Below are 14,147 nucleotides of genomic sequence, written 5' to 3' on the forward strand. Positions count from 1 at the left end.
CGACGCCGCATGCGCCCCGGCTCGATGGAATCAGAAGATGAAATCGGCGGCGCCCACGTCGGCGGCCTTGACTCCCACCAGCAACACCTCGTTGCCAGCCCAGCTGATAGACGCACCATGGTCCGTGGCGACGATCTTCAGGCTCTTGAAACCGCCAGGAACCGTACCGCGAAAGTCGAGGCGGTCGAGCCCGTCCTGGAAGTCGTTGACGACATCACGACCCCAGGCGCTTCCGAAGACGAAGGTATCCGCCCCACTGCCGCCGGTGATCGTGTCGTTGCCACCTCGACCGTCGACAACGTCCGCGCCATGACCGCCGAAGATCACATCACCGGCAGCCGTGCCGACGATCGTGTCCCGGCCGCCGCCGCCGTCGATGCTCAGCTTGCCGACGAAGGACGTGGCACTGAAGTCGAGCAGGTTGTCGTTCCAGTCGCCGAGCAGGCGCACCGCACCGCTCGCGCCCGAGGCATCGACGATCTCGACACCGTTTGCCGGCGCGAACGCTGCCAGACCGATATCGACCTTGCCGCCGTAGGCGACGATGCGGTCCGTGCCGGCGCCACCATCGTAGCGGTCGTAACCTTCAAAACCGCTGCCGACGTTGCCGGTGACCTGGAATGTGTCTCCGCCGCCACCGCCCGAGAGCCTGTCGGTGCCTGTCCCGCCGCGCAGGACGTCGTTGCCTTCGCCGCCCGACAGCGTCTGGTCACCCCAACTGCCGCCGTCGATACGGTCGTCGCCGGCACTGCCGATGATCGTGTCCCGGCCGCCGCCGCCGTCGATGCTCAGCTTGCCGACGAAGGACGTGGCACTGAAGTCGAGCAGGTTGTCGTTCCAGTCGCCGAGCAGGCGCACCGCGCCGCTCGCGCCCGAGGCATCGACGATCTCGACACCGTTTGCCGGCCCGAACGCCGCCAGACCGATATCGACCTTGCCGCCGTAGGCGACGATGCGGTCCGTGCCGGCGCCACCATCGTAGCGGTCGTAACCTTCGAAACCGCTGCCGACGTTGCCGGTGACCTGGAAGGTGTCGCCGCCGCCACCGCCCGAGAGCCTGTCGGTGCCCGTCCCGCCGTGCAGGACGTCGTTGCCTTCGCCGCCCGACAGCGTCTGGTCACCCCAACTGCCGCCGTCGATGCGGTCGTCGCCGGCACTGCCGATGATCGTGTCCCGGCCGCCGCCGCCGTCGATGCTCAGCTTGCCGACGAAGGACGTGGCACTGAAGTCGAGCAGGTTGTCGTTCCAGTCGCCGAGCAGGCGCACCGCGCCGCTCGCGCCCGAGGCATCGACGATCTCGACACCGTTTGCCGGCCCGAACGCCGCCAGACCGATATCGACCTTGCCGCCGTAGGCGACGATGCGGTCCGTGCCGGCGCCACCATCGTAGCGGTCGTAGCCTTCGAAACCGCTGCCGACGTTGCCGGTGACCTGGAAGGTGTCGCCGCCGCCACCGCCCGAGAGCCTGTCGGTGCCCGTCCCGCCGTGCAGGACGTCGTTGCCTTCGCCGCCCGACAGCGTCTGGTCACCCCAACTGCCGCCGTCGATGCGGTCGTCGCCGGCACTGCCGATGATCGTGTCCCGGCCGCCGCCGCCGTCGATGCTCAGCTTGCCGACGAAGGACGTGGCACTGAAGTCGAGCAGGTTGTCGTTCCAGTCGCCGAGCAGGCGCACCGCGCCGCTCGCGCCCGAGGCATCGACGATCTCGACACCGTTTGCCGGCCCGAACGCCGCCAGACCGATATCGACCTTGCCGCCGTAGGCGACGATGCGGTCCGTGCCGGCGCCACCATCGTAGCGGTCGTAGCCTTCAAGACCACAGCCGGCGGATCCGGTGACCCGAAAGATGTCTTCACCAGAGCCACCCTCCAGGCTGTCGTTACCCGAACCGCCGTAGATGAGGTCGTTGCCGTCACCGCCCCGGACGCGGTCGCTTCCCCAGCCGCCGTAGACGAGATCGTTGCCGGCGCCAGCGGAGATGCTGTCGTTGCCGCCGCCGGCGTTGATCTGCTCACCGCGCTCGTCGCCATCGATCGTGTTGGCTGCCTCGTCACCAAGTATGATCGGCGCCTGCCCGTAGAAGAAATTGAGCCAGGTGGCGACATCCGACAGCGAGGCATTGGCATCCCCATCCTCGTTCAGGAAGCGACCGTCGCGGATCTCGAAACCCAGGTGGTAGATGCCGTCGCCAACGGTATCGACGAGGTTGCGGCCGAAGAAGTTGGTCGTGGCGCCATTGCCCTGGACAAAGTGATAGCCGCTCACCTGATCGCCTTCGTCATCGCCGTGCAGATCGGTCCAGCGCTTGAGCAGGGCCGTGTTGCCCCGAAGCAGGCGGTTGATCTCGGACAGCTCTTCGACCGTGATCCAGCCGTCGGCATGGGCGCCGGTTCGACCGATCAGGTCGACGATGATTTTGTTCATCGCGTCGGCGGCCTTCGCCCCCTGGTTGATGTCGCCCGCCTCGGTTTGGCGCGCGAGGCCCCGATCGCTCTTGATCAGGTCGACGATGCGGTCGAGGCCGGTGCCCGTAGTGGATGCGTCCGTGAGGAAATAGTTGAGCCAGTCGGCGACATCCGAAAGCGAAGCGTTGCGATCGCCGTCCTCGTTGAGGAGATGGCCGTCCCGGATCTTGAAGCCGAGGTGATAGATGCCGTCGGCAACGGTGTTCGCCAGGTTCTCGCCAAAAAAGGTCGTCGTCGCGCCATCGTTCTGAACCTTGTGGAAACCGGTCTCCAGGCACTTCTCGTCGTCCCCGTGCAGGCGCGTCCAGTCGGCGAGACGCCCGGCGTCCGCCCGCAGGTACCTGTTCAGGGCGACGACATCCTGAACGGAAATCCACTCATCGCGGGCGACGCCGGTCGCTGACAGGGCGTCACGCAGCATCAGGTTGAGGCCATTGGCCGCATCGGCGCCGGCAGCGATCTGCGCGTCGCTGATCCGGCGATCGAGTCCGGCATCGGCCATGATCAGGTCGGTGATCCTGTCGAGGCCGGTAGCACTCGTCGAGTGATCGGTGAAGAACTGCGTCAGCCATTCCGCCACCTGCCCGACCGAGGCATTCGGATCGCCGTCCTCGTTGAGGAAACGAGCATCGCGAATTTCGAAACCCATGTGGTAGAGGCCGTCGGCTACCGTGTCGATCAGTTTCTCGCCGCGATACCGGGTGCTTCCACCATCGTCCTGAACCCGGTGAAAACCGGTCTCCGAACCCGCCTCGTCATCGCCGTGCAGCAACGTCCATTGCATCTGGAAATTGCTCCGCAGGTAGGCGTTCATCGCGCTGACTTCGGCAGCCGTGAACACCTTGTCGGCCGCAGCACCCGTCGCCTTCGCCGCCTGCACGATCAGTTGGTTCAAGCTGTTGGCTGCCTGGGCGCCCGCCTTGATGTCCTTCCCATCGGTCGCCCCTGCCAGACCGGGGTCACGATGGATGTATTCAACGATCTGGTCGAGACCGGTTCCTGTGACGCCGTAGGCGGGAGCGGTGACCAGGCTGTAGGATCGGACACCTGAACTGGTGGGCATTGTCAATTCCTCGAATGGACAGGCAGGAAGGATGGATGGAGGTGCACCGGCAAGGATGCGGGATTGCGGCTGCCGCCACGAAAATCCCGCACGACATTATAGGCAACATGGCAAGCGCCTGCTGCGGACGACGTCACGGTTGGTTGCGTCGGGCGGCCGTTGCGTCGGCAGGGCGTGATTCTGGGTGACGGCAAACCAGACTTCACGTCCTGGAACGTCGCGGAGGCAAAGTTGGCCGGCCTGGACGGGCAGCACCGGAAATTGCACACACTGTCCCCATAACAGGCGGCTTCATGCAACGCCCTCATCTCCACCTCGATTGGCTGTCGGCGGTATGGATTCCGCAGGATCCCGGTCGGCGCGATGTCGCTGCGCCGACCGCCGAACCGGCGGCAGGAGCTTCGCTCCGGGTTCTGCTCCGCCCACGGCGAAACAGCCTTGCCGGGCCCGAATTCCAGCAGCAGGTCAATTCACTGTCCGGCCCCCGTTTGCCCCGTGCCGCAGGACCGAACAGCGCCAGGCGGCGGATCCGATGGCGACGCGCCAGTCTCTCCACTTCGCCGTGCGGCGCGACGAGCGTCCTGCCAACCAGCAGACCAGGCCGACGGGATTGACAGGCATGATCCCGCGTGCTCTAGAACGCTTCGAGAGTGGCAATATCGACGACACGACAGCGGGCCTCAAGAAATCGACGTCGCTGCTGGCAGGGGCGAGATCAACGCGAATCGCCGAGCCCAAGGCGTCGAGTCGGCGCACACCGGCGCGGCGGCAAAGAGCGACAACTTCTTCGCGGTGCTGTTCAATGAGCCTTTGCCTGCTGGTCTCCATGCCCGATGCTACGCCACGAGCACGTCGCTGATCGCCGCGCGTACGCTGCGCAAATCCGCTGCGAAGAGCTGATCTGCTCTCCCCAGGCCAGCACGCGGGTCGGACGGCACGCAGGCGCAGTACTCTGCCTGGAACGTGCCACCTGCCTCTTCTTCGCCGCCGGCAGATCGCTGCAGACGCCCTCATGGACCTCGGCCGCCATGCCGGGCGACTCGCCCAGGTGGAATGCGGCTGGATGGTGTGCGCGATGTCGGCGGCGTCGCAGCCCATCTCGATGCCGCAGTTCCACGGCGCCGGTCGAGTCGACGACGCGCGGGGTCGTCGGGCATGAAGGGCAGCGCGATCGGCTGGGAACCGGCGGCGATGATCGCCTTCCGGACGTCACAAGTTGCGGCCGCGGGGACGCCCTGCGGCCCCCGACCGCTTCGCACTCGTGCGCACCGCATGGCGTGCCGGCAGACCTTGCCCGCAGGGCACGAACGGACGCATGCCCGGGGTACGGGCCGAGGCGCCGGAAAAGTGCCCCTCCGGAGGGCGCAGTTTGCCTGGCCGAGGCGCTCAGACCTGCCGCAATGGCCTGCTTACTGGATCAGTTCCTTGCCCGGGCCCTTGGTGAAGAACTCGACGACTTTTTGCACGTCGGGCGAGGCGTCACCTTTGGTGATCAGCCCGAGGGGGCGCGAGATCTGCGGCGCCTTGACCGTCTTCGCATTACCCCTGTTCTGCGCAAAGAAGCCGCCACTGACCGCGCCGATCGCTCCCTTGTCCTTCGAAACCTCGTTGATCTCCTCTCGGGTCGTCCGCACTTCGACGGCGTCGCCGACGTAATCAGCGCCGTCCATCATCTGTTTAGCAAAGACGTTGCGCGTCGCGCTGCCGGCATGACTGGTCACCACCTTGACCGGCAGATCGGGTCCGCCGACGTCCTTCCAGTTCTTGGCTTTGCCGGTGTGGATCGCCTTCAGTTGCTCCTTGCTCAGGCTGGCGACTGGGTTGTCCTTGTGGACGATGACGACGATCGAGTCCCTGGCCAGTTCGTAGAACTTCAGGTCGGCCGGAGCGGTGAACGTGGCGCCCGCGTCGGCCGCCTGCTTCTTGGCGCTATCGATCGCTTCGGCGAGTGTTTCCGACGCCGCGGCGACGGTGACCTTGCCATCGGCGAGCGCCATCATGCCCTTGCCCGTTCCGACACCCTGGAACTTGGCGTCGATGCCCGTGACTTCCTTCAGCTTCACGGCACCTGGCTCGACGATGCGCTTCTGGACCGTGGTCGAGCCCGAAATGATGAGTTCGACGGCAAACGCAGGTGCTGCGATCAGGCCGGCGACGGCGGTGGCAAGGGTCAGGGCAAGCAGGTCTTGTTTCACGAAAATCCTCCAGCGGTCAGTGGAAAAACGGGCGACCCGACACACGGCGAACGGCAACCGCCGCCCGGTCGGGTCAACTCAAACGGAAGCGTGCAACCAGTTGCTGCAGTGTCTCGGCCGTCTGCGACATCCGCGTGGCGGAGTTCCCCGCCTCGACGACGGCATCACGCGTCTCTTCCGAGATCCGAGCGATGTCCTCGATGTTGTGGGCCACCTGCTGACTGCCGGTGGCCTGCTCGCGCGACGCATCGGCGATTTGCTTCGCCAGCGAAGTCACCGCCTCGGCGGCACCCAGGATCTGCCGCAACTGCTCGCCGACCTGACGCGAATGTTCCGCGTCCGCCTCCATACCCACGCGAACGCTTTCCATCGCGCTCACCGCGCCGGTCGTACGATGACTGATCTCGCTTACCTTGCTCGCGATGTCGGCCGTGCTCATCGCGGTGCGCTCGGCCAGCTTCCTGACCTCGTCGGCCACCACCGCGAAACCGCGGCCCTGTTCACCGGCACGCGCCGCTTCAATGGCCGCGTTGAGTGCCAGCAGGTTGGTCTGGTCGGCAATCTCCTTGATGACATGGGCTATGCCACGAATGTTCTCGACCGACGACGCCAATTCGCGGATCAGCGCATCCGACTGGCCGACTGCCCCCAGCAACGAGTCGAGTTCGTGCAACGTGCTCTGCATGACCTCGTTGCCTGCTCGGGTCAGGGACTGCGCCTGGCGCGACGCCTGGCTGACGCCCTCGGCGTTTTCGGATACGGCACTGACCGACACCGAAATCTCCTCCATCGCTGCGCTGACCGACACGATGCGTTCATTCTGGACGTTGGCGTGTTCGGTCGCCGCTGCCGTCCGGCTCGACAGGTCGACCGCGAGTTGCGACACCCGGTCGCCCTCGGCGCGAATCCGGCCGATCAGTTCGGCCAGGCTCTGGCGCATGGACTCCAGGGCCACGACCAGCGTGCCGACCTCGTCCTGGCCGCTGGCACGGATCGAGCCGGACAGGTCGCCGTCAGCGACCCGGCGCGCAAATTCCAGCGCCGACCTGAGCGGGACGACGACGCTGCGGAGGATCAACCAGGCCATCGCGACGCCCGCGGCGACACCGATCAGCGTCAGGGCCAGCAGAATCGTCTGCGTGGACGCGACGTACTTCCCGGCGGCCGTCGCCGTAGCGTTCGCAGCCTCCGTCTTGCTGCGGAAGAACTCTGCAATACCGGTATCGAGCCGCAGCTGGACCGGCCGGATCGCCTCCAGGATGTGCCGCCGCGCGCCATCGTAATCGGCGACGTCGATCAGTTCGGCGCCCTTGGCGACCTCCTGGACAAACACCGGGAGGTCCCTTGCCGTCGCCTGCAATGCCGCTGCGTCCTCCGCCTTGCCTGAGTCGACCAGCTTGAGCAGGTCCGCCTGCGCCGTTTCCGCGACCTTGCGGTTCTCCGCGATCAGCTTGAGCGATGCCCTCTGGACCTTCAGGCTTTCCTGTCCGACGACGTCACGAATCCCCGTGCCGATCTGCAGGACCGCGACCTGGAGCACGCCGGCGCGTTGCAGGATCTGCATGTCGCGCTCAGCGACGTTCTGGAGGTCGCGTCCAAGGCCGCGGATCGACAGCGTCGCGGCGAGGGAGACCATGATCAACAGGCCCAGCAGGAATGCGAACGACACGGTCATCCGCCCGGCGACGGAAAGGTGTTTGAACATTGAGCTGACCTCGGGGCAACAGGTTGGGCGGATCTGCAGCACCCCGTCAGCTCGTCGGGCAGCGGTGGGCTGCCGTGGAGCCAACGGTAGCGCGCATTGTAGGGCATGAAGAACCTGCAGGGAACGTGGGAAATCAAGCGATTCCGGCGAAACCCGATGAAATTCCTCCACAAGATTCGTCTCTGTTGCGCAAAGGCCTTCGGAATGTTGAAGGAAGAGGGAAAATCCATGCAGCGGACACCGACGGCAGCGCCGATGGTTGTTGCGCCGTGGTGGGTGATGCGATGGATACGAGAATTCCCGACCTGGGCAATCAGGCCCCGGCCCCGCAGTTGGGCAACCATGCTGCCGGTGCGACGGCTGCGCTGTCGGTGCTCCCGCTTGTCAGCACGCGAGTCCGGGTACAGCTTCCTCTGCTGCCACTCTCGGTGACAGTACTGGAAAGTCTGTCGGACGGCCGGCCGGTCCGTCGCTGATGCCCGGCGCTGTCGCTTCAATGTTCCGGCTCACCGTCCCCTTCCGGCCAGAGCCGCACGCGCCGCCGGTCGGCGAGCAACCGGACACGAAGGCACCGGGCCGCCGCAGTGTCGTGCGGCGGCCCGATCATCCTTCAGGAACCCGTTGCCCCTACCTCTTCTTCACCGCGGGCAGATCGGTGCACACGCCCTCATGGACTTCTGCCGCCATGCCGATCGATTCGCCCAGCGTCGGGTGCGGGTGGATCGTGTGCGCGATGTCGGCGGCGTCGCAGCCCATCTCGATGGCAAGGCAGACTTCGCCGATCATGTCGCCGGCTTCGGTGCCGACGATGCTGCCGCCGATGATGCGGTGCGTCGCCTCGTCGAAGATCAGCTTGGTGAAACCCTCCTCGCGGCCGTTCGCCAGCGCGCGCCCGGACGCCGCCCACGGGAACACGCTCTTGCCGTAAGTGATCCCTTCGACGCGGCATTGCTCCTCGGTCTTGCCGGCCCAGGCGATCTCGGGATCGGTGTACGCGACCGACGGGATCTGCAGCGCATCGAAACAGCGCTTGCTGCCGTGCGCGGCCTCGGCGGCGACGTGCCCTTCGTGCACGCCCTTGTGCGCCAGCATCGGTTGGCCGACGATGTCGCCGATGGCGAAGATGTGGGCGACGTTGGTCCGCTGCTGCGCGTCGACCGGGATGAAACCACGGTCACTGACGGCGACGCCGGCCTTCTCGGCGGCGAGCTTGCGGCCGTTCGGCGCGCGGCCGACGGCGACGAGGACGAGGTCGAAGCGCTCGCTTTCGCCGCTGCTGTAGCTGACATCGATGCCTTCGGGGGTCGCTGCGGCGGCGACGACGCCGGTATTGAGCAGGATGCGGTCGAAGCGGTGGGCGTTCCTCTTCTCCCAGACCTTGACCAGATCCCGGTCGGCCCCGGGCATCAGCACGCCGCCAAGCTCGACGACGGTGATGCGCGACCCGAGCGCGGAATAGACGCTCGCCATTTCCAGGCCGATGATGCCGCCGCCGACGACCAGCATGCGTTGCGGAATCTGCCGCAGTTCCAGGGCGCCGGTCGAGTCGACGACGCGCGGGTCGTCGGGCATGAAGGGCAGCGCGATCGGCTGCGAACCGGCAGCGATGATCGCCTTCTGGAAGCGGATCAGCCTGCTGCCGCCGGCGGCCAGCGCGACCTCGAGATGGTTGGCGTCGACGAACTGGCCGACGCCCTGCACGACCTCGACCTTGCGCCCCTTCGCCATGCCGGCAAGACCGCCGGTCAGCTTGCCGACGACCTTGTCCTTGTGCGCGCGCAGCCGGTCGAGGTCGATGCTCGGCGCGCCGAAGCTGACGCCGCAGTCGCCCATGTGCTGCGCCTCGTCCATGACCGCGGCGACATGCAGCAGCGCTTTCGACGGGATGCAGCCGACGTTGAGACAGACGCCGCCAAGCGTCGGGTAGCGCTCGACGAGGACGGTCCGCATGCCGAGGTCGGCGCTGCGAAAGGCCGCCGAATAGCCGCCCGGTCCGGCGCCCAGGACCAGCATCTCGCATTCGAGGTCGGCCTTGCCGCTGACCGGCGGCGCCGCCTGTGGCGCCGGGGTGACGGTCGCCGCCGGCGCCGCCTCCGCCGGCGGCGATGTCGTCGCCGGCGCGGCGGAGGTCTCGATCAGCGCCACCAGCGCGCCGGCCGAGACCTTGTCGCCGACGGCGACGCGGATTTCGCGGATCGTGCCGGCGACGCTGCTCGGCACGTCCATCGTCGCCTTGTCGGATTCGAGGGTGACGAGCGCGTCGTCGACCCGGACCGTGTCGCCGATGGCGACGCAGACGTCGATGACCGGCACGTCGTGGTAATCGCCGATGTCGGGGACTGTCGCTTCAATGATCTGGCTCATCGTCATCTCCCCGGTCAGAGCAGCACGCGCCGCATGTCGGCGAGCAGCCGGGCGAGATGGACGTTGAAGCGCGTCGCCGCGGCGCCATCGATGACGCGGTGGTCGGCGGTCAGCGACATCGGCAGGATGAGCCGGGGAGCAAACTCGCGGCCGTTCCAGACCGGCTTCATGACCGATTTGTTGACGCCGAGGATCGCCACCTCGGGCGCGTTGATGATCGGCGAGAACATCGTGCCGCCGATGCCGCCGAGGCTGGAGATGGTGAAACAGGCGCCGGACATCTCGCCCGGAGTGAGCTTCCCGTCGCGCGCCTTCTTCGCCAGCTCGCCGCTCTCGCTGGCGAGTTCGGCGACCGATTTCTGGTCGGCATTGCGGATCACCGGCACGACGAGGCCATTCGGCGTGTCGGCGGCGAAAGCGATGTGGCAGTACTGCTTGAGAACGAGGTTGTCGCCGTCGAGCGAGCTGTTGAACTCCGGGTACTTCTTCAGGGCCACCGCGCAGGCCTTGATCAGGAAGGCGAGCATGGTGATCTTCAGTCCCGACTTCTCGTTCTCGCGGTTGATGGCGACCCGGAAGGCTTCGAGGTCGGTGATGTCGGCGTCCTCGTGGTAGGTCACCGCCGGGATCATCACCCAGTTGCGGGCCAGGTTCTGCGCCGAGATCTTCTTGATGCGCGACAGCGGCTTGACTTCGATGGCGCCGAACTTGGCGAAATCGACCTTCGGCCACGGCAGCAGGTCGAGGCCGCCGCCGAGCGGGGCAGCGGCCGCCGCTGCCCGTGCCGGCGCCGTCAGGACGCCCTTGACGTAGGCGGTGACGTCTTCCTTGAGGATGCGCGATTTCGGACCGCTGGGCGTGACCTTCGTCAGATCGACGCCGAGTTCGCGCGCCAGCAGGCGCACCGACGGGCTCGCGTGCGACCGTGAACCGAGGGCCAGACCGGGCAGCGGCGCAGCGGCAGGCGCGGCCACCGCGGCGACCGGTGTCGGTGCGGCAGCGGCGGCCACACTCGCGGCGGCCGGAGCAGCGGCCACGGCCGCCGCGGCTGCGCCAGCGACAGCCGGGCTGCCCGGGTCGACCAGGGCGACGACGCTGCCGGCCGAGACCTTGTCGCCAAGGGCGACGCGGATCGCGCGCACGACGCCGGCAACCGGCGACGGAACATCCATCGTCGCCTTGTCGGACTCGAGCGTCACCAGCGGATCATCGACCTTGATCGTGTCGCCGACCTTGACGCAGACGTCGATCACCGGCACGTCGTGATAGTCGCCGATGTCCGGCACCTGCACCTCGACCGGCGCCGCGGCGGTGGCGACGGCGGCGGCAGGCGCCGCGGCGGCCGCCGCCGGAGGAGCTGCAGGAGCGGCCGGACTGGCGGTCGCGGCAGTCGTGGTGGCCACTTCCACCGCCTCGAGCAGCGCGACCACGGCACCCTCCGAAACCTTCTCGCCGAGCGCGACGCGCATCTCGCGCACGACGCCGGCCACCGGCGATGGAACGTCCATCGTCGCCTTGTCGGATTCGAGGGTCACCAGCGCATCGTCGACCTTGACGACGTCGCCGACGATGACGCAGAGGTCGATCACCGGCACATCATGGTAGTCGCCGATGTCGGGGACTCTTACTTCGATCAGTTGACTCATCGCTGGCTCCCTTAGACCGTCGTCGGGTTGGGTTTGTTGAGGTCGATGCCATAGCGGGCGATCGCATGCGCGACCTTGTCGCGCTCGATGGTGCCGTCGTCAGCCAGCGCCTTGAGCGCCGCCACGGTGACCCAGCGACGATCGACCTCGAAGAAATGGCGCAGCTTCTCGCGCGTGTCGGAGCGGCCGAAGCCATCGGTACCGAGGGTCACGTAGCGGCGGTTGATGAACGGGCGGATCTGCTCGGCGAACATGCGCACATAGTCGGTGGCGGCGACGATCGGGCCACGGGTATCGCCGAGGCAGCTCTCGACGTGCGAGACGCGCGGCTTCGCCAGCGGGTTGAGCATGTTCCAGCGCTGCACGTCGACGCCGTCGCGTGCCAGCTCGGTGAAGCTCGGGCAACCCCAGAGGTCGGCATCGACTCCCCAGTCGGTCTTCAGCAGCTCGGCGGCGGCGATGACTTCGCGGAAGATCGTTCCCGAGCCGAGGAGTTGCACGCGCGGCGTCACCGGGCGGGTGTCCGACGACTGGCCGCGACGCAGCAGGTACATTCCCTTGAGGATGTCGGCCTCGGCGCCGGCGGGCATCTCGGGATGCTCGTAGTTCTCGTTCATCACCGTGATGTAGTAGAAGATGTCTTGCTGCTCCTGGTACATCCGCCGCAGGCCTTCGCGCATGATGACGGCGATCTCGAAGGAGAAGGTCGGGTCGTAGCTGAGGCAGTTCGGGATCAGGCTCGAGAGCACCAGCGAATGGCCGTCCTCGTGTTGCAGGCCTTCGCCGTTGAGCGTCGTGCGGCCGGCGGTCCCGCCGATCAGGAAGCCACGCGCGCGCTGGTCGGCCGCCGCCCAGCAGAGGTCCATGGTGCGTTGCAGCCCGAACATCGAGTAGCAGATGTAGAACGGGATCATCTGCACGCCGTGCACCGAGTACGCGGTCGCGGCGGCGATCCAGTCGCTCATCGCGCCGGCCTCGTTGATGCCTTCCTGCAATACCTGACCGTCCTTCGACTCCTTGTAGAACATCAGCTGGTCGTGGTCTTCGGGAACGTATTTCTGTCCTTCCTGGTTCCAGATGCCGACCTGGCGGAAGAGCCCCTCCATGCCGAAGGTGCGCGACTCGTCGGGGACGATCGGGACGACGTGCCGGCCGACCTTCTTGTCCTTGAGGAGGATGTTGAGCAGACGGACGATGGCCATCGTCGTCGACACCTCACGCCCTTCGCCGGATGCCTTGAGCAGGGCGTCGAACGCCGCGAGGTCGGGAATTTCGAGCGGCGCCGCGCTGCCGCGGCGCTTCGGCAGGTAACCGCCGAGATCCATGCGGCGCTGCCGCATGTAGCTGAGTTCGGCCGATCCCTCGGCGAACTTGAGGTACGGCAGCTCGTAGAGCTGGTCGTCGCTGACCGGCAGGCTGAAGCGGTCGCGGAAGCGCTTGATCGCGTCGAAGTCGAGCTTCTTCTGCTGGTGCGAGATGTTCATCCCCTCGCCCGCCTGCCCCATGCCGTAACCCTTGATCGTCTTGGCGAGGATCAGTGTCGGCTGCCCCTGGTGCTCGACGGCCGCCTTGTAGGCGCTGTAGATCTTGAAGATGTCGTGGCCACCGCGGTTGAGCGCCCAGACCTGGTCGTCGGTCCAGTCGGCGACCAGTTCCTTCAGCTCCGGCGTGTTGAAGAAGTGCTCGCGGACGTAGGCACCGTTCTTTGCCTTGAAGGTCTGGTATTCGCCGTCGACGATCTCCATCATCCGCTTCTTCAGGATGCCCTTCCGGTCGCGCAGGAACAGCGCGTCCCAGTTGGTTCCCCAGATCAGCTTGATGACGTTCCAGCCGGCACCGCGGAAGGTGCCCTCCAGTTCCTGGATGATCTTGCCGTTGCCGCGCACAGGCCCATCGAGCCGCTGCAGGTTGCAGTTGATGACGAAGATCAGGTTGTCGAGCCGCTCGCGCGCCGCCAGGCCGATGGCGCCGAGCGATTCGACCTCGTCGGTCTCGCCGTCGCCGAGGAAGGCCCAGACCTTGCGATCGGCAGCCTTGATGAAGCCACGGCTGTCGAGATACTTCATGAAGCGCGCCTGATAGATCGCCTGGATCGGCCCGAGGCCCATCGACACCGTCGGGAACTGCCAGAAGCCCGGCATCAGCCACGGGTGCGGATACGACGAGACGCCCTTGCCATCGACTTCCTGCCGGAAGCAGTCCATCTGTTCGTCGGTCAGCCGGCCGAGCAGGTGCGCGCGCGCGTAGACGCCGGGAACCGAATGGCCCTGGAAGAAGATCAGGTCGCCGCCGTGCGTTTCCGAGGGGGCGTGCCAGAACCACGAGAAGCCGACGTCGTACAGCGCCGCCGCCGAGGCGAACGAAGCGATATGGCCACCGACGTTGCTGTGCCGGTTGGCGCGCACCACCATCGCCATCGAATTCCAGCGGATGTAGTTGTGGATGCGGATCTCCAGGTCGGCGTTGCCCGGGTACTTCGGCTGCCGGTCTACGGGAATCGTGTTCACGTATTCGGTGGTCGCGCTGTAGGGGATGTCGATCCCTTCCTGACGCGCCTGGGCAATCAGGCCCTGGATCAGGAAGTGGGCACGCTCGGGCCCCTCCTGCTCGATGACGCCGCGCAGCGCGTCTTGCCACTCCTGGGTTTCCTGCGGGTCGGCATCGCCGGAGCTGGCCGACAGCGCGTTTTCGGGCAGAGCTGCCATGAAT

Annotated in this window: 7 protein-coding genes; 1 reads left to right on the plus strand and 6 read right to left on the minus strand. The window is 66.5% G+C overall.

From position 1 onward, the window contains the following. Nucleotides 1-30 precede the first annotated feature (30 nt). The 3 genes from HT579_13970 to HT579_13980 form a co-directional block, all read right to left on the minus strand. Nucleotides 31-3,528 (minus strand): hypothetical protein, encoded by a 3,498-nt coding sequence (locus HT579_13970; GenBank protein QKS29923.1) that lies wholly within the window; start codon nt 3,526-3,528, stop codon nt 31-33. A 1,409-nt stretch (nt 3,529-4,937) separates the two neighbouring features. Beyond that, the gene (locus HT579_13975) at nt 4,938-5,729 is read right to left on the minus strand and encodes a substrate-binding domain-containing protein (protein ID QKS31648.1); all 792 of its coding nucleotides are present in this window, start codon (nt 5,727-5,729) and stop codon (nt 4,938-4,940) included. Nucleotides 5,730-5,796: 67 nt separating this feature from the next. Next, complete coding sequence (locus tag HT579_13980; protein ID QKS29924.1) at nt 5,797-7,428, minus strand: methyl-accepting chemotaxis protein; 1,632 nt, start codon at nt 7,426-7,428, stop codon at nt 5,797-5,799. A gap of 125 nt (nt 7,429-7,553) precedes the next feature. On the opposite strand from HT579_13980, the gene HT579_13985 reads away from it, so the two are divergent. Beyond that, nucleotides 7,554-7,904, plus strand: coding sequence for a hypothetical protein (locus HT579_13985; GenBank protein QKS29925.1), 351 nt, complete (start codon nt 7,554-7,556; stop codon nt 7,902-7,904). A gap of 151 nt (nt 7,905-8,055) precedes the next feature. Here HT579_13985 and lpdA read toward each other — a convergent pair whose 3' ends face one another. Genes lpdA through aceE form a run of 3 tightly spaced genes read right to left on the minus strand, consistent with a single transcriptional unit; the run spans nt 8,056 to nt 14,143 of the window. Then, nucleotides 8,056-9,792 carry a dihydrolipoyl dehydrogenase gene (gene lpdA, locus HT579_13990; protein QKS29926.1) on the minus strand — a complete coding sequence of 579 codons (1,737 nt, stop codon included), beginning with the start codon at nt 9,790-9,792 and terminating at the stop codon, nt 8,056-8,058. 14 nt (nt 9,793-9,806) lie between these two features. Continuing rightward, entirely contained in the window at nt 9,807-11,438 is a 1,632-nt protein-coding gene (gene aceF / locus HT579_13995; GenBank protein QKS29927.1) for a dihydrolipoyllysine-residue acetyltransferase, read from the minus strand. Between the two features lie 11 nt (nt 11,439-11,449). Continuing rightward, complete coding sequence (gene aceE, locus HT579_14000; protein QKS29928.1) at nt 11,450-14,143, minus strand: pyruvate dehydrogenase (acetyl-transferring), homodimeric type; 2,694 nt, start codon at nt 14,141-14,143, stop codon at nt 11,450-11,452. Nucleotides 14,144-14,147: the final 4 nt, after the last annotated feature.

It is taken from the genome of Candidatus Accumulibacter similis (assembly GCA_013347225.1).
Taxonomy (GTDB): domain Bacteria; phylum Pseudomonadota; class Gammaproteobacteria; order Burkholderiales; family Rhodocyclaceae; genus Accumulibacter; species Accumulibacter similis.

Coding starts and splice junctions, on each gene's coding strand:
- HT579_13970 (QKS29923.1), bottom strand. CDS start 3,528: ATGCCCACCAGTTCAGGTGTCCGATCCTACAGCCTGGTCACCGCTCCC.
- HT579_13980 (QKS29924.1), bottom strand. CDS start 7,428: ATGTTCAAACACCTTTCCGTCGCCGGGCGGATGACCGTGTCGTTCGCA.
- lpdA (QKS29926.1), bottom strand. CDS start 9,792: ATGAGCCAGATCATTGAAGCGACAGTCCCCGACATCGGCGATTACCAC.
- aceF (QKS29927.1), bottom strand. CDS start 11,438: ATGAGTCAACTGATCGAAGTAAGAGTCCCCGACATCGGCGACTACCAT.
- aceE (QKS29928.1), bottom strand. CDS start 14,143: ATGGCAGCTCTGCCCGAAAACGCGCTGTCGGCCAGCTCCGGCGATGCC.